Source organism: Salmonella sp. A1325 (assembly GCF_056991255.1).
Genome location: NZ_JAMLWO010000010.1, coordinates 1 through 15,711 on the forward strand (window position 1 = coordinate 1; position 15,711 = coordinate 15,711).

Below are 15,711 nucleotides of genomic sequence, written 5' to 3' on the forward strand. Positions count from 1 at the left end.
TGGAGCGGGAAACGAGACTCGAACTCGCGACCCCGACCTTGGCAAGGTCGTGCTCTACCAACTGAGCTATTCCCGCATAATCTTCGTCTTTCGAACCGCTACTGCGTTGGCTGCCTTCACTCGCCTCAATCACTTACTTCAGTAAGCTCCTGAGGACTCATTCAGTTGCCGCCTTGTCGCAATTCGAAATCCTGCGATTGGTGGTCTGTACTTAACAAGTACTTTCAAATTTTGGAGCGGGAAACGAGACTCGAACTCGCGACCCCGACCTTGGCAAGGTCGTGCTCTACCAACTGAGCTATTCCCGCAAATTTGTTGCTGTCGTAATTCGCATTTCTGCGTCGTTACGGGAGGCGCATTATACGAGAAATCCATTTAGCTGCAAGCCCCTGAACGCATTTTTTCGCGATTTTTGTTTGAATGCTGATTAAATCACCAAACAAGACAAAAAACGAGCAAAGCGTGCGCTATGCAACAAAAAACTTTTCACGCCACGCCTAAAGGCACAGAATCAGAATAGCACCCTGCGCCAAAAAAAGAACAGCACGGTGACCACAACATCCAATTGATATCAGGGATCAAGATGAAAAAAAAACTTATTGTCATGCTGTTAGCCAGCCTCTCCGTTCACGCCGCTTCCGTTTCCGCCAGAACATTACATTTTGGCACCTCCGCCACCTATGCGCCCTATGAGTTTGTCGATGCCAATAATAAAATTGTTGGTTTCGATATTGATGTCGCCAACGCGGTCTGCAAAGAGATGCAAGCGGAGTGCTCATTCACTAACCAGAGCTTTGATAGTCTGATCCCCGGCCTACGCTTCAAAAAGTTTGATGCGGTGATCGCCGGTATGGATATGACGCCCAAACGTGAACAGCAGGTCTCCTTTAGCCAACCCTATTACGAAGGTTTGTCGGCGGTAGTCGTCACGCGTAAAGGGGCTTATCACACTTTTGCCGATCTGAAAGGCAAAAAAGTCGGACTGGAAAACGGTACAACGCATCAGCGCTATTTGCAGGATAAACAACAAGCGATCACGCCTGTCGCCTATGACAGCTATCTAAACGCCTTTACCGATCTGAAAAACAACCGTCTTGAGGGCGTGTTTGGCGATGTCGCCGCGATTGGTAAGTGGCTAAAAAACAATCCGGATTACGCCATCATGGATGAACGCGCCAGCGATCCTGACTACTACGGAAAAGGGTTAGGCATTGCGGTACGCAAAGGCAACGACGCGCTATTGCAAGAAATTAATGCCGCGCTCGACAAGGTGAAAGCGTCGCCGGAATATGCGCAAATGCAGGAGAAATGGTTTACGCAGTAATTCAGTGGCGGGAGAGCTGCCGGATGAGACGCTCTGGCGTTGCCATCCGGCATGTTACGCCTCACAGCTTAATGAAATGCTCGCGGTAGTAAGCCAGCTCCGCCACCGACTCGCGAATATCATCCATCGCCTGGTGCGTGCCCTGCTTGGTAAAGCCGGCCAGAATCTCCGGCTTCCAGCGGCGCGCCAGTTCCTTGAGCGTACTGACATCCAGATAGCGATAGTGGAAGTAGGCCTCCAGTTCTGGCATATATTTAAACAGAAAACGACGATCCTGACCGATGCTGTTACCGCAAATCGGCGACTTACCCGCAGGCACCCACGTTTTCAGAAATTCAATCGTCGCCAGTTCAGCGTCTCGTTCGCCCATCGTACTTGCCTTAACGCGATCTACCAGGCCGCTGCCGGTATGGGTGCGCACGTTCCAGTCATCCATTAACGCCAGTTGCGCATCGGATTGATGTACCGCAATCGTCGGTCCTTCCGCCAGAATATTCAGACTGGCATCCGTTACCAGCGTGGCTATCTCAATAATGCGATCGCGCTCGGGGTCCAGACCTGTCATCTCCAGATCGATCCAAATCAGGTTGTTTTCATCGGCACTCATGCTATTTTCCACCCTTCAGAGGTCACATTCACTGTGACTATATTCATCTACAATTGCGTGTATCATAGATGTTTTGCCCACTATGGGCGACCAGGAGCCAGTACGATTGAGCAAAAATAAACTCTCCAAAGGCCAGCAGCGCCGTGTGAACGCCAATCACCAGCGTCGTTTAAAAACGTCCGCGGAGAAAGCCGACTACGATGACAACCTGTTTGGCGAGCCTGCAGAAGGTATCGTCATTAGCCGTTTTGGTATGCATGCCGATGTGGAGTCTGCTGACGGCGAGGTTCACCGTTGCAATATCCGCCGCACCATCCGTTCGCTGGTAACGGGCGATCGCGTCGTCTGGCGTCCGGGCAAAGCCGCTGCAGAGGGCGTCAACGTAAAAGGCATCGTTGAAGCGGTGCATGAGCGCACCTCGGTATTGACGCGCCCGGACTTCTACGACGGCGTGAAGCCTATTGCCGCCAACATTGACCAAATCGTTATCGTCTCCGCGATTTTGCCGGAGCTGTCGCTGAATATCATCGATCGCTATCTGGTCGGCTGTGAAACCCTACAGGTTGAGCCGCTTATCGTACTCAATAAAATTGATCTGCTGGACGACGAAGGTATGGACTTCGTTAATGAGCAGATGGATATCTACCGCAATATCGGCTATCGCGTACTGATGGTCTCCAGCCATACGCAGGATGGTCTGAAACCGCTGGAAGAGGCGTTAACCGGTCGCATCAGTATTTTTGCCGGGCAGTCCGGCGTCGGAAAATCCAGTCTGCTAAACGCTCTGCTCGGCTTACAGAACGAGATTCTGACGAACGATGTGTCGAATGTCTCCGGTCTGGGTCAACATACCACTACCGCTGCTCGTCTGTATCATTTCCCGCATGGCGGCGATGTCATTGATTCCCCCGGCGTGCGCGAGTTCGGCTTATGGCATCTGGAGCCGGAACAAATCACCCAGGGCTTTGTCGAATTTCATGACTATTTGGGACATTGCAAATACCGGGACTGCAAGCATGACGCCGATCCAGGCTGCGCCATTCGCGAAGCGGTAGAGAACGGCGCTATTGCGGAAACCCGTTTCGAAAATTATCACCGAATTCTTGAAAGTATGGCGCAGGTAAAAACGCGTAAAAACTTTTCTGATACGGACGACTGACAGATACGCTAGGCGTCGTTAGAATCGTCCCCTTTTTTCAGGATACCGGTATAACTGCCGGTTCAGGAACAACAATGGCCTGGAGGCTACCTTGTTAAACTCATTTAAACTTTCGCTACAATACATTCTGCCGAAACTATGGCTCACTCGCCTGGCGGGCTGGGGCGCAAGCAAACGAGCAGGATGGCTGACAAAACTGGTTATCGATCTCTTCGTAAAGTATTACAAAGTTGATATGACTGAGGCGCAAAAACCGGATACCGCCAGCTATCGTACGTTCAATGATTTCTTTGTTCGTCCGCTGCGTGATGACGTGCGTCCGCTCAATACCGATCCTAACATCCTGGTGATGCCTGCCGACGGCGTGATAAGCCAGTTGGGTCGTATCGAAGAAGATAAAATTTTACAGGCCAAAGGCCATAATTACAGCCTTGAAGCGTTGCTGGCGGGTAACTACCTGATGGCGGATAAGTTCCGCAACGGCACGTTTGTGACCACTTACCTCTCCCCTCGCGACTACCATCGCGTGCATATGCCATGCAACGGCATCCTGCGCGAAATGATCTACGTACCGGGCGATCTGTTCTCCGTTAACCATCTGACCGCGCAAAACGTCCCCAACCTGTTTGCCCGCAACGAGCGCGTTATCTGTCTGTTTGATACCGAGTTCGGTCCTATGGCGCAGATTCTGGTCGGCGCAACTATTGTCGGCAGTATCGAAACCGTCTGGGCGGGGACCATTACCCCGCCGCGCGAAGGCATCATCAAGCGCTGGACCTGGCCAGAAGGCGAACATGAAGGGTCTGTCGCCTTGTTGAAAGGCCAGGAGATGGGGCGCTTTAAACTGGGTTCCACGGTCATCAACTTATTTGCGCCGGGGAAAGTGAATCTGATCGCGTCGCTGGCAAGCCTGTCCGTTACCAAAATTGGCCAACCGCTGGCGACGTCGACCGAAACATTCGTCGCGCCGGAGGTAGAACCTGCTCCGCTGCCGGCAGAAGAAATTAAAGCCGAACACGACGCCAGCCCGCTGGTTGACAATAAAAAAGACGACACCTAATCAAGAGAGAATGCTGACGTGCGCCTGATTATCGCTTTTCTGATGGCCTGGTGCCTCAGCACGGGGGCGTTCGCCGCAACGGCCCCCGACGCCAAACAAATCACGCAGGAACTGGAGCAGGCAAAAGCGGCGAAGCCCGCTCAGCCGGAAGCCGTTGAGGCGCTCCAGACTGCGTTAAACGCGCTTGAAGAGCGAAAAGGCTCGCTTGAGCGCGCGAAACAATATCAACACGTTATTGATAATTTCCCTAAGCTATCCGCCACCTTGCGCGCCCAGTTGAATAATCTGCGCGATGAACCTCGCAGCGTACCGCCAGAGATGTCCACCGAAGCGTTAAATCAGGAGATCTTGCAGGTTAGCAGCCAGCTACTGGATAAAACCCGCGAGGCGCAACAGGAGCAGGAGCGCGTCAGGGAGATCGCCGACTCGCTCAGCCAGCTTCCCCAACAGCAAAACGACGCCCGCCGCCAGCTTAATGAGATTGAGCGACGGCTCGGCGCCGCAGGCGGAAGTGCCGCGCTTAGCCAGGCGCAAAGTCTCAGTATGCAGGCGGAGTCCGCCAAACTAAAAGCGTTAGTCGACGAACTGGAGTTGGCGCAACTGTCCGCCAACAACCGGCAGGAACTGGCTCGTCTGCGTTCCGAGCTGGCGGAAAAACAGAGTCAGCAATTGGATGCATATCTTCAGGCGCTGCGCAATCAGCTCAATAGCCTGCGCCAACGTGAAGCGGAACGCGCGCTGGAAAGCACTGAGCTGCTGGCGGAAAACAGCGCCGGTTTGCCGGAAGGCATCGTCGAACAATTTAAAGTCAACCGCGAGCTGTCACAGGCGCTCAATCAACAAGCGCAGCGGATGGATCTGGTCGCCTCGCAGCAGCGACAGGCCACCAGCCAAACGTTACAGGTGCGCCAGGCGCTCAATACGCTGCGGGAGCAGTCGCAATGGCTTGGCGTGTCCAACATGCTTGGCGAAGCGCTGCGTGCGCAGGTCGCCCGTCTGCCAGAGATGCCTAAGCCGCAGCAGCTTGATACGGAAATGGCGCAGCTACGCGTTCACCGTATGCGCTATGAAGAGTTACTCAATAAGCAGCCGCAGCTACGGCAAATACGTCAGGCCAATGGACAGCCGCTGACCGCCGAGCAAAACCAGATTCTTGACGCCCAGCTTCGCACTCAGCGCGAGCTGCTCAACTCGTTGTTACAGGGCGGCGATACGCTGATCCTGGAGCTGACCAAACTGAAAGTCTCCAACAGCCAACTGGAGGATGCGCTTAAAGAGGTTAATGAAGCGACCCACCGTTATCTGTTCTGGACCGCTGACGTTAGCCCGCTATCGCTCTCCTGGCCTGTTGATTTGGTTCAGGATTTACGCCGGCTTATCTCATTAGATACGTTTAATCAGTTAGGTAAAGCCAGCATCATGATGCTGACCAGCAAAGAGACGCTACTGCCGTTATTCGGCGCGCTGGCGCTGGTCGGGTTTAGCCTCTATTCACGCCAACACTTCAACCGGTTCCTTGAGCGCTCGGCCTCGCGCGTCGGGAAAGTCACCCAGGATCACTTCTCGCTGACGCTGCGAACGGTGTTCTGGTCGATTCTGGTCGCCTCGCCGCTGCCGGTCTTGTGGGCGACGCTCGGCTATGGTCTACAGGAAGCCTGGCCGTATCCGCTGGCCGTCGCCATCGGCGATGGCGTGACGGCGACAGTACCGCTGTTGTGGGTAGTCATGATTTGCGCCGCGTTTGCCCGCCCTAATGGCCTGTTTGTGGCGCATTTTGGCTGGCCGCGAAACCGGGTAGCGAAAGCGATGCGCTACTACCTGATGAGCATTGGGCTGATCGTGCCGCTCATCATGGCAGTGATCATGTTTGATAATCTTAACGATCGGGAGTTTTCCGGCTCGTTGGGCCGCCTTTGCTTTATCCTGATATGCGGCGCGCTGGCGCTGGTCACGCTGAGTCTGAAAAAAGCGGGCATCCCGCTCTATCTTGATAAAGAAGGCAACGGCGACAACATGGTCAACAGCCTGCTGTGGAATATGCTGATGGGCGCGCCGCTTATCGCGATTCTGGCGGCGGCGGTGGGTTATCTGGCCACAGCGCAGGCGCTACTGGCGAGACTGGAAACCTCGGTCGCTATCTGGTTCCTGTTGCTGGTCATTTATCACGTCATTCGCCGCTGGATGCTGATCCAACGACGCCGACTGGCTTTTGACCGCGCCAAACATCGTCGGGCGGAAATGCTGGCGCAGCGCGCGCGCGGCGAAGAAGAACCGGCGCACTCCTCCAGCCTGGAAGGCGCGGTCGACATCGATGAAAGTGAAATCGATCTTGACGCTATTAGCGCCCAGTCGCTGCGTCTGGTCCGCTCAATTCTGATGCTTATCGCCCTGCTATCGGTAATTGTACTGTGGTCGGAAATCCACTCGGCATTCGGCTTCCTGGAGAATATTTCGCTGTGGGATGTCACCTCTACGGTGCAAGGCGTGGAAAGCCTGGAGCCGATTACCCTCGGGGCGGTACTCATTGCGATTCTGGTCTTTATCATCACCACGCAGTTGGTGCGTAATCTGCCTGCGCTGCTGGAACTGGCGTTATTACAGCATCTCGATTTAACGCCTGGTACCGGTTACGCCATCACGACCATCACCAAATATCTGTTAATGCTGATTGGCGGACTGGTCGGTTTCTCGATGATCGGCATTGAGTGGTCGAAGCTACAATGGCTGGTGGCCGCGCTCGGCGTTGGGCTTGGTTTTGGCCTGCAAGAAATTTTCGCTAACTTTATCTCCGGCCTGATTATTTTGTTTGAAAAGCCGATTCGTATCGGCGATACGGTGACCATTCGCGATCTCACTGGCAGCGTGACCAAAATCAATACCCGCGCCACCACCATCAGCGACTGGGATCGCAAAGAGATTATCGTGCCGAATAAAGCCTTTATCACCGAACAGTTTATCAACTGGTCGCTGTCTGACTCCGTTACGCGCGTGGTGTTAACCATCCCGGCACCGGCGGATGCCAATAGCGAAGAGGTGACGCAAATTCTGCTGACGGCGGCGCAGCGCTGTTCTTTGGTGCTGGACAACCCGCCGCCTGAAATCTTTCTGGTGGATCTCCAGCAGGGTATTCAAATTTTCGAACTGCGTATTTATGCCGCGGAAATGGGACACCGTATGCCATTACGCCATGAGATCCACCAATTGATTCTGGCGGGCTTCCGCGAGCACGGTATTGATATGCCGTTCCCGCCGTTCCAGATGCGTCTGGAGAGTCTCGGCGGTAAACAAACGGGGAGAACGTTAACGTCAGCGGGTAAAACCAGCCGCCCGGCGGGCAGTTTGTAGCGCATGATCCAGGCAAGAAATGCCGGATGCGACCCGTCGGGTCTTATCCGGCATACGGCCTTTACTCCGCCGCCCACTCCGGATCGGCACTCATGCGGCTGCTGTAATTCTGATAAATCGCCATCGCCAGCAGCGAGAAGAAGATCGGGCCGCCGATCATCCACAAGGCGCTGTCCCAGTCCCCAGCTTCAATCACTGGCTGGATGATGGTAAAGACGTTGGCAAACGTCACCACCAGCACCACAACACCCGTCGCGACCAGGGTAGAGGCTTTGGTTTTAAAGAGAACAAATGGCCGCTCCAGATCCTGACGCGCTTTAAAGAAGGGAAATGCCAGCGCAAGGAACAGGTATGGCAAGGTCATTGAGACGTTCGCCATCAGCGTGAGTTTGTTATAAAACGCCGATGCGGTGTCACCGCCAAAAGAGACCAGCAAAATAAACAGACTCACCAGCACGCACTGTAGCCACATAGCGGTCGCCGGCATACCGTTAGCGTTCAGTGTCGTCATCGGCGCGGGCCACAACGCTTTTGGCGTCCCCTGAATAATGGCTTTCAGCGGTGAATAGCTCAACGTAAAAAACGCGCCAGTATAAGCCAGAAACATAGAAAGGCCGGTGATACGCGCAAACCAGACGCCCACCGTCATCGCTGCGTCCGGAGAAAGGTTTAACGCGTTACCTAATGTCGTGCCTAAACTCGACATCAGAATGTAGGTGATATTCCCTAAGTTAACGGCGCTATTACTTAATATCTGTTGCCAGTTAGTGCTGACGCCCCATAAAAAGATCGCCAAAGAATAACCAATTGAAATCACAATAGCCGCGAAAACAATACCTTTCGCAAAATTCTTTTCCGGTTTCTCGGTTTTATCCACCAGTCCGCCGACAGCCTCAATACCGCCGTAAGCAAAAATAGCAAATACCACAAATGACAACATTGCCAGGCCGGAGTGATAACCCGGATTCGGTGACGAGGTAAAATTAATTTCTTGTGCAAAATGCCCACCATTTAATAACAAAATAGCGACACTTACTAACAATAAAACTAAATTAAGACACATTACGGCAATACCTCCGACCGCCGTAATTCGCGCAATTTTATTGATCCCTCTGGCGGCGACACACGTCACCAGAATCATCCAGCCGACGGCGAGCAGCCCGACAACCTGCGTAGGCTCAAGCCCCGCAATACGCCAGTGCTGCGTCATATCGGCGCCAAAAACAAAAGTAGAAAACGGTACCCAAATTTTTGCCGCCGTACTTACCATCCATATGACATACGATGAAAACCACATAAACGTGCCAATAAACGCGTAACGTGGCCCCACGCTATTATTCATCCACGAATAGATCCCGCCCTCTTCTTTGCGATAAGCGGAACCCATTTCAGCCATCATTAAGGCGAATGGAATAAAAAACAGCAAGGCAGAAAATATATACCACGGGATTGCGCTATACCCCATTAAATAAAACGCCGACGGGCTATTCGCAAAACCAAAAACAGAAGTAAAAATCATCAGGATAAGCCCAATAAGGCTCATCTTTTTTATCGTGTGGGTCATTCAACCATCCCTTACGCTCGAGCGCGTTTGCCAGACGCCGCTCACCGATTGACGCCGCCTTCTTTTTTACAAAGGTCAGCGATAAAAAAATCAACACAGGATTGATACCTAAATGGCATCAAAGTTCCAGCCTTATGTTGTGGCAAACAGAGGATAATTGAAAAAATATGCTACAAAATGGCGCTTATTGCGCCATTTTATCTCGCCAAAGAGTGAATTTCAGATTTACGCCCGATCGACCGTAAAAGCAATCACGTCCGCCAGGCTTTCTGCTCCCAGCGCCAGCATCACCAGACGATCAACACCCAGCGCCACGCCGGAACAATCCGGTAGACCGGCGGCCAGCGCATCCAGTAGATTTTGGTCAATCGGCTGCTGCGGCAGACCGCGCGCGGCGCGCTTACGATTGTCCTGTTCAAAGCGCTGTTGTTGCTCACGTGCGTCCGTCAGTTCGTGGAAACCATTCGCCAGCTCAATACCTTTGTAGTACACCTCAAAGCGCTCGGCGACGCGATGATCCTCGGTACTGATTTGTGCCAGCGATGCCTGACTGGCCGGAAAGTGATAAATAAAGGTCGGCTTTTCTTTACCTATATGCGGCTCAACCCCCATCGTGAACAACAGTTGCAGCAACGTATCACGGTCTTCTTCCGTATCGGCGATATTGCTTAAATCAAGCTTTGCCGCCGCCTCACGCAGTTGCGTTTTATCTGCTGACAACGGGTCAATCTCCAGATGGCGCTGAAACGCCTGTTGATAGGAGAGACTTTCCGCAGGTTGACAATCCAGCACTTGCTGAAGCAAATCATCCACTTCATTCATCAAGCGGTACATATCGTAATGCGGGCGATACCACTCCAGCATAGTGAATTCCGGATTATGATGTCGTCCCATCTCTTCATTACGGAAACTGCGGCATAGCTGGAAAACCGGGCCGCACCCTGCCGCCAGCAGGCGTTTCATATGGTATTCCGGACTGGTCATTAAATAGAGGTTCATCCCCTGGGAATGGCCAGGTCCGACGAAACGCGTTTCGAACGGGAACAGATGAATGTCTGTGACCGTCGCCTGACTCATGCAGGGCGTCTCAACCTCAAGCACTCCACGATCGGCAAAGAAACGACGGATTTCCGCCATAATCGCCGCACGTTTTAATAAATTGGGGATGGACGCGCTCGGCTGCCAGGTTGCCGTTTCGCTCATGATTCTTTCTCCAGTTTAAGACAAGGTCACGAAGTCTACTCGCAACGCGCGGGCGAAACAAATTTTGCGCAGGCGTATCGGGTGCCTTCTGGAGGGTAAAAAAAGTGATTTCAGATGGTTTAGTAATTAAATTAATCAAAATCAATGATAATTCATCCCTCTGATACGCTAAAAAAATCGAACACGTCAAATTTCCCTGACATCCCTGAGACTATACTGTTGTACCCATAAAGGAGCAGTGGAAACGCATTCATACTTCGCAGAACCCAGAGGCTTTATCTGGCTGCGCGAGGGTGAAATTACAATAATCTGGAGGAATGTCGTGCAAACCTTTCAAGCCGATCTTGCCATTATAGGCGCCGGTGGCGCGGGATTACGTGCTGCAATTGCTGCCGCACAGGCGAATCCCAATGCTAAAATCGCACTGATCTCAAAAGTGTACCCGATGCGCAGCCACACCGTCGCTGCCGAAGGGGGTTCAGCCGCTGTCGCCCAGGATCATGACAGCTTTGACTACCATTTTCACGATACGGTAGCAGGCGGAGACTGGCTGTGTGAGCAGGATGTCGTGGATTACTTTGTCCACCATTGTCCCACTGAGATGACGCAGCTGGAGCAATGGGGCTGCCCGTGGAGCCGCCGTCCGGACGGTAGCGTTAACGTGCGTCGCTTCGGTGGTATGAAAATCGAGCGTACCTGGTTCGCCGCGGATAAAACCGGCTTCCATATGCTGCATACCCTGTTCCAGACTTCCCTGCAGTTCCCGCAAATCCAGCGCTTTGACGAACATTTTGTGCTGGATATTCTGGTTGATGACAACCATGCGCGCGGCCTGGTGGCAATGAACATGATGGAAGGCACGCTGGTGCAAATCCGCGCCAACGCCGTGGTCATGGCGACAGGCGGCGCAGGCCGCGTATACCGCTATAACACCAACGGCGGCATCGTCACCGGCGACGGGATGGGCATGGCGCTGAGCCACGGCGTTCCGCTGCGTGATATGGAATTCGTTCAGTATCACCCGACCGGCCTGCCAGGTTCCGGTATCCTGATGACCGAAGGTTGCCGCGGCGAAGGCGGTATTCTGGTCAATAAAAATGGCTACCGTTACCTGCAAGACTACGGCATGGGCCCCGAAACGCCGCTGGGCGAGCCGAAAAACAAATATATGGAACTGGGGCCGCGCGACAAAGTATCCCAGGCTTTCTGGCACGAATGGCGTAAAGGCAACACCATCTCCACGCCGCGCGGCGATGTGGTTCACCTCGACCTGCGTCATCTCGGCGAGAAGAAACTGCATGAACGTCTGCCGTTCATTTGCGAACTGGCGAAAGCCTATGTCGGCGTCGATCCGGTTAAAGAACCGATTCCAGTACGTCCGACCGCGCACTACACCATGGGCGGCATTGAAACCGACCAGAACTGTGAAAGCCGTGTCAAAGGGCTGTTTGCCGTTGGCGAATGCTCCTCTGTTGGCCTGCATGGCGCGAACCGCCTCGGTTCCAACTCACTGGCGGAACTGGTGGTGTTTGGTCGTCTGGCTGGCGAACAAGCAATGGAACGCGCTGCGACGGCTGGCGCCGCAAATAGCGCCGCGCTCGACGCCCAGGTTGCCGATATTGAACAGCGTCTGAAAAATCTGGTGAACCAGGAAGGCAACGAAAACTGGTCGAAGATCCGCGATGAGATGGGTCTGTCTATGGAAGAAGGTTGCGGTATTTACCGTACCCCGGAACTGATGCAGAAAACCGTTGATAAACTGGCCGAGCTTCAGGAACGTTTCAAGCGCGTACGTATCTCCGATACTTCCAGCGTGTTCAACACTGACCTGCTGTATACCATCGAACTGGGTCATGGTCTGAACGTGGCGGAATGTATGGCGCACTCTGCGCTGGCGCGTAAAGAGTCCCGCGGCGCGCATCAGCGTCTGGATGAAGGCTGTACCGAGCGCGACGATGTGAACTTCCTCAAGCACACCCTCGCCTTCCGCGATGCTGATGGCACGACCCGTCTGGAATACAGCGACGTGAAAATCACCACCCTGCCGCCAGCTAAGCGTGTTTACGGCGGTGAAGCGGAAGCAGCCGATAAGAAGGAGAAGGCGAATGGCTGAGATGAAAAACCTGAAAGTTGAGGTGGTGCGCTATAACCCGGAAACCGATACCGCGCCGCACAGTGCTTTCTATGAAGTTCCTTATGATGAAACAACATCGCTACTGGACGCGTTGGGCTACATCAAAGATAACCTGTCGCCAGACCTGAGCTACCGCTGGTCCTGCCGTATGGCGATCTGCGGCTCTTGCGGCATGATGGTCAACAACGTCCCTAAACTGGCGTGTAAAACCTTCCTGCGCGATTACACCAACGGTATGAAGGTGGAAGCGCTGGCGAACTTCCCGATTGAGCGCGATCTGGTTGTCGATATGACGCACTTTATCGAAAGCCTGGAAGCGATCAAACCGTACATTATTGGCAACTCTCGCACGCCAGATCAGGGGCCGAATGTCCAGACCCCGGCGCAAATGGCGAAGTATCATCAGTTCTCCGGTTGCATCAACTGTGGTCTGTGCTACGCCGCGTGCCCGCAGTTCGGTCTGAATCCTGAGTTTATCGGACCGGCTGCGATTACGCTGGCGCATCGCTATAACGAAGATAGCCGCGATCACGGTAAGAAGGAGCGTATGGCGCAGTTGAACAGTCCGAACGGCGTATGGACCTGTACTTTCGTGGGCTACTGCTCCGAAGTCTGTCCAAAACATGTCGATCCGGCTGCGGCCATTCAGCAGGGTAAAGTGGAAAGCTCGAAAGACTTTCTTATCGCCACCCTGAAACCACGCTAAGGAGTGCAACATGACGACTAAACGCAAACCCTATGTGCGGCCGATGACGTCCACCTGGTGGAAAAAACTGCCGTTTTATCGCTTTTATATGCTGCGCGAAGGCACAGCGGTGCCGGCAGTCTGGTTCAGTATTGAACTGATTTTCGGTCTGTTTGCGCTCAAACACGGCGCGGAATCCTGGATGGGATTCGTCGGCTTTTTACAAAACCCGGTGGTGGTGATCTTAAACCTGATCACCCTGGCGGCCGCGCTGCTGCACACCAAAACCTGGTTTGAACTGGCGCCGAAGGCGGCCAATATCATTGTAAAAGACGAAAAAATGGGGCCAGAGCCAATCATCAAAGGGCTTTGGGTGGTCACTGCGGTAGTCACCGTAGTCATTCTGTATGTTGCCCTGTTCTGGTAAGGAGTCCCGGATGATTAATCCAAACCCAAAACGTTCTGATGAACCCGTATTCTGGGGACTGTTTGGCGCAGGCGGTATGTGGGGCGCGATCATCGCGCCGGTGATCGTGCTACTGGTTGGCATCATGCTGCCGCTGGGGCTATTTCCGGGCGATGCCCTGAGTTTTGAGCGCGTACTGACGTTCGCCCAAAGCTTTATTGGTCGCGTTTTTCTGTTCCTGATGATCGTGCTGCCGCTATGGTGTGGCCTACACCGTATGCACCACGCGATGCATGACCTGAAAATCCACGTGCCTGCGGGCAAATGGGTCTTTTACGGTCTGGCGGCAATCCTGACCGTTGTGACGGCGATTGGCGTTATCACTCTCTAAGTTGCCACGATGCCCTCTTATCTACCCGATAAGAGGGCGTTTTTTCTTTTCCTGCCTCTCATTTTCCCGCCAGGTTCTACACTTAGAAAAAACACTGGAAGGAAAATTTTATGCGCATTCTGCCCGTCGTTGCTGCAGTTACGGCTGCATTTCTGGTTGTCGCCTGTAGTTCGCCTACTCCGCCTAAAGGCGTTACCGTGGTAAATAACTTTGATGCCAAACGTTACCTCGGCACCTGGTATGAGATCGCACGCCTCGATCATCGATTTGAACGTGGGCTGGAACAAGTCACGGCCACCTATAGTCTGCGTGACGATGGCGGGATTAATGTCATCAATAAAGGCTATAACCCGGATCGGGGAATGTGGCAAAAAACAGAAGGCAAAGCGTATTTTACCGGTAGTCCAAACCGCGCCGCGCTCAAGGTCTCTTTTTTCGGCCCGTTCTACGGCGGCTATAACGTGATTGCGCTTGACCGGGAATACCGTCATGCGCTGGTGTGCGGCCCGGATCGCGACTATCTATGGATACTCTCTCGCACGCCAACGCTTTCTGAGGAAATAAAACAGCAAATGCTGGCCGTCGCGACCCGGGAGGGGTTTGACGTCAATAAATTAATTTGGGTAAAACAATCAGGTTCGTAGCAATGTCAGCGACGAATTAATGCGCACTGAGTTTTAGCCCAATGATACCCGCGACGATCAAGCCAAGACTGAGCAAACGCGCCGGTGAGGCAGACTCGCCCAGCAGAAGGATACCGGTGATTGCCGCCCCGACGGCGCCGATGCCGGTCCAGATGGCGTACGCCGTTCCAACGGGCAGCGTTTTCATTGCCCAGGAAAGTAACGCCATACTGATAACCATGGCCGTAATGGTGATAATACTGGGGGTCAGACGAGAAAAACCGTGGGTATACTTCAGGCCGACAGCCCATACCACTTCAAGTAAACCAGCGATTAATAGAATGATCCAGGACATAGCAGGCTCCAGATAATTAATGGGGCCGTCCCCGGTGAGAATAGCGTTTACAGGTCGTCCTGTAACGTATACGGATGAAAAGCCATTTTTGCCTGAGAGAAAATGAATTTCAACCTTTTTATTTTTTTCCGTCTAAAGGCGGGAATTGGCCCTTTTAAGCCGCGTAGTTTTCGCATTTAGCGCCCACAGGAGTTCTCTATGATGGAACGCCTTCTGGGAAAGAAAGTGCTTTATCTACTTCCGGGTGCAAAAAACTATGTTGAAAATTTTAGTGATAGACCGATGCCACTTTACCCGTACGGGCATGGAGGCCTGGCTTAATCACACTGATGTGCTCAGTTCTTCACTGCTGGTATCCGGGATGAATAACCTTATACTGGCGAAAGAACATATTCTGCAATGGAAGCCCCATCTGGTTATCGCTGATTTATATGGTTTTCTCAACGATGCCTTACCCGAACAGCCTATCAATGCATTTTTTGCCGCCTGCAGGATGACGCCGTTGGTATTATTACAGTCAGGGAATATGCCGTACAGACCGCAATATGCCAGTCATGCGGTGTTATCTAAACACACGCCTTTACATGAGCTTGCACAACGAATTAAAGGAGCGCTATATACTCATCCACTGCAGGAAGCGCCGGAAAGCGCCACGCCATTGCTCTCTCCGCAGGAGGAAAAGGTGCTCGCGATGTGGACGGAAGGCACCAGCAATAAAGAGATTGCGTATGCGCTTGGCATTCACGGGAAAACGGTTTACACCTATAAGCGTAATATCCGTATGAAACTTCATATGGATAACCGGTATTCTCCCTTTCTTATGCTTCCGGAGAAAATCGATTAACGGTACGACGC

Annotated in this window: 14 protein-coding genes and 2 tRNA genes; 10 read left to right on the forward strand and 6 right to left on the reverse strand. The window is 53.0% G+C overall.

The annotated features are described in order from the left end of the window. Nucleotides 1-76, reverse strand: a tRNA-Gly gene (locus tag NAZ64_RS17585). Between the two features lie 156 nt (nucleotides 77-232). Next, a tRNA-Gly gene (locus NAZ64_RS17590) sits at nucleotides 233-308 on the reverse strand. Between the two features lie 275 nt (nucleotides 309-583). Between NAZ64_RS17590 and NAZ64_RS17595 the strand changes: the two genes are divergently transcribed. Further along, nucleotides 584-1,324 carry an arginine ABC transporter substrate-binding protein gene (locus NAZ64_RS17595; RefSeq protein WP_079809967.1) on the forward strand — a complete coding sequence of 247 codons (741 nt, stop codon included), beginning with the start codon at nucleotides 584-586 and terminating at the stop codon, nucleotides 1,322-1,324. 61 nt (nucleotides 1,325-1,385) lie between these two features. Here NAZ64_RS17595 and orn read toward each other — a convergent pair whose 3' ends face one another. Continuing rightward, nucleotides 1,386-1,931: an oligoribonuclease gene (gene orn / locus NAZ64_RS17600; RefSeq protein WP_001271546.1), complete on the reverse strand. Its 546-nt coding sequence runs from the start codon at nucleotides 1,929-1,931 to the stop codon at nucleotides 1,386-1,388. A gap of 106 nt (nucleotides 1,932-2,037) precedes the next feature. On the opposite strand from orn, the gene rsgA reads away from it, so the two are divergent. The 3 genes from rsgA to mscM all read left to right on the forward strand — a co-directional run bounded on the left by rsgA (nucleotide 2,038) and on the right by mscM (nucleotide 7,495). Further along, the gene (gene rsgA, locus NAZ64_RS17605) at nucleotides 2,038-3,090 is read left to right on the forward strand and encodes a small ribosomal subunit biogenesis GTPase RsgA (protein WP_000041945.1); all 1,053 of its coding nucleotides are present in this window, start codon (nucleotides 2,038-2,040) and stop codon (nucleotides 3,088-3,090) included. A gap of 91 nt (nucleotides 3,091-3,181) precedes the next feature. Beyond that, on the forward strand, nucleotides 3,182-4,150 hold the full coding sequence (gene asd / locus NAZ64_RS17610; RefSeq protein WP_000934949.1) for an archaetidylserine decarboxylase: 969 nt from the start codon (nucleotides 3,182-3,184) through the stop codon (nucleotides 4,148-4,150). 18 nt (nucleotides 4,151-4,168) lie between these two features. Further along, nucleotides 4,169-7,495, forward strand: coding sequence for a miniconductance mechanosensitive channel MscM (mscM, locus tag NAZ64_RS17615; RefSeq protein ID WP_001236755.1), 3,327 nt, complete (start codon nucleotides 4,169-4,171; stop codon nucleotides 7,493-7,495). A gap of 61 nt (nucleotides 7,496-7,556) precedes the next feature. On the opposite strand, the gene yjeM is transcribed toward mscM, so the two are convergent. Further along, complete coding sequence (gene yjeM / locus NAZ64_RS17620; RefSeq protein WP_000149872.1) at nucleotides 7,557-9,059, reverse strand: glutamate/gamma-aminobutyrate family transporter YjeM; 1,503 nt, start codon at nucleotides 9,057-9,059, stop codon at nucleotides 7,557-7,559. 225 nt (nucleotides 9,060-9,284) lie between these two features. Next, nucleotides 9,285-10,262: an elongation factor P--(R)-beta-lysine ligase gene (gene epmA, locus NAZ64_RS17625; protein ID WP_000004797.1), complete on the reverse strand. Its 978-nt coding sequence runs from the start codon at nucleotides 10,260-10,262 to the stop codon at nucleotides 9,285-9,287. 322 nt (nucleotides 10,263-10,584) lie between these two features. Here epmA and frdA point away from each other — a divergent pair, with 322 nt between their 5' ends. The 5 genes from frdA to NAZ64_RS17650 all read left to right on the forward strand — a co-directional run bounded on the left by frdA (nucleotide 10,585) and on the right by NAZ64_RS17650 (nucleotide 14,522). Then, nucleotides 10,585-12,375, forward strand: a complete 1,791-nt coding sequence (gene frdA / locus NAZ64_RS17630) for a fumarate reductase (quinol) flavoprotein subunit (RefSeq protein WP_001192954.1) — start codon at nucleotides 10,585-10,587, stop codon at nucleotides 12,373-12,375. Continuing rightward, nucleotides 12,368-13,102 carry a fumarate reductase iron-sulfur protein gene (gene frdB, locus NAZ64_RS17635; protein ID WP_000829509.1) on the forward strand — a complete coding sequence of 245 codons (735 nt, stop codon included), beginning with the start codon at nucleotides 12,368-12,370 and terminating at the stop codon, nucleotides 13,100-13,102. Before frdA ends, frdB begins: the two co-directional genes overlap by 8 nt. 10 nt (nucleotides 13,103-13,112) lie before the next feature. Continuing rightward, nucleotides 13,113-13,508 (forward strand): fumarate reductase subunit FrdC, encoded by a 396-nt coding sequence (gene frdC, locus NAZ64_RS17640; RefSeq protein ID WP_000208749.1) that lies wholly within the window; start codon nucleotides 13,113-13,115, stop codon nucleotides 13,506-13,508. Between the two features lie 10 nt (nucleotides 13,509-13,518). Then, nucleotides 13,519-13,878: a fumarate reductase subunit FrdD gene (gene frdD / locus NAZ64_RS17645; protein ID WP_000609650.1), complete on the forward strand. Its 360-nt coding sequence runs from the start codon at nucleotides 13,519-13,521 to the stop codon at nucleotides 13,876-13,878. A gap of 110 nt (nucleotides 13,879-13,988) precedes the next feature. Further along, entirely contained in the window at nucleotides 13,989-14,522 is a 534-nt protein-coding gene (locus NAZ64_RS17650; protein ID WP_001221670.1) for a lipocalin family protein, read from the forward strand. 16 nt (nucleotides 14,523-14,538) lie between these two features. Here the strand turns inward: NAZ64_RS17650 and sugE are convergent, their stop codons facing one another. Continuing rightward, on the reverse strand, nucleotides 14,539-14,856 hold the full coding sequence (gene sugE / locus NAZ64_RS17655; RefSeq protein ID WP_000118469.1) for a quaternary ammonium compound efflux SMR transporter SugE: 318 nt from the start codon (nucleotides 14,854-14,856) through the stop codon (nucleotides 14,539-14,541). 256 nt (nucleotides 14,857-15,112) lie between these two features. Between sugE and NAZ64_RS17660 the strand changes: the two genes are divergently transcribed. Next, nucleotides 15,113-15,700, forward strand: coding sequence for a helix-turn-helix transcriptional regulator (locus tag NAZ64_RS17660; protein ID WP_000912959.1), 588 nt, complete (start codon nucleotides 15,113-15,115; stop codon nucleotides 15,698-15,700). Nucleotides 15,701-15,711: the final 11 nt, after the last annotated feature.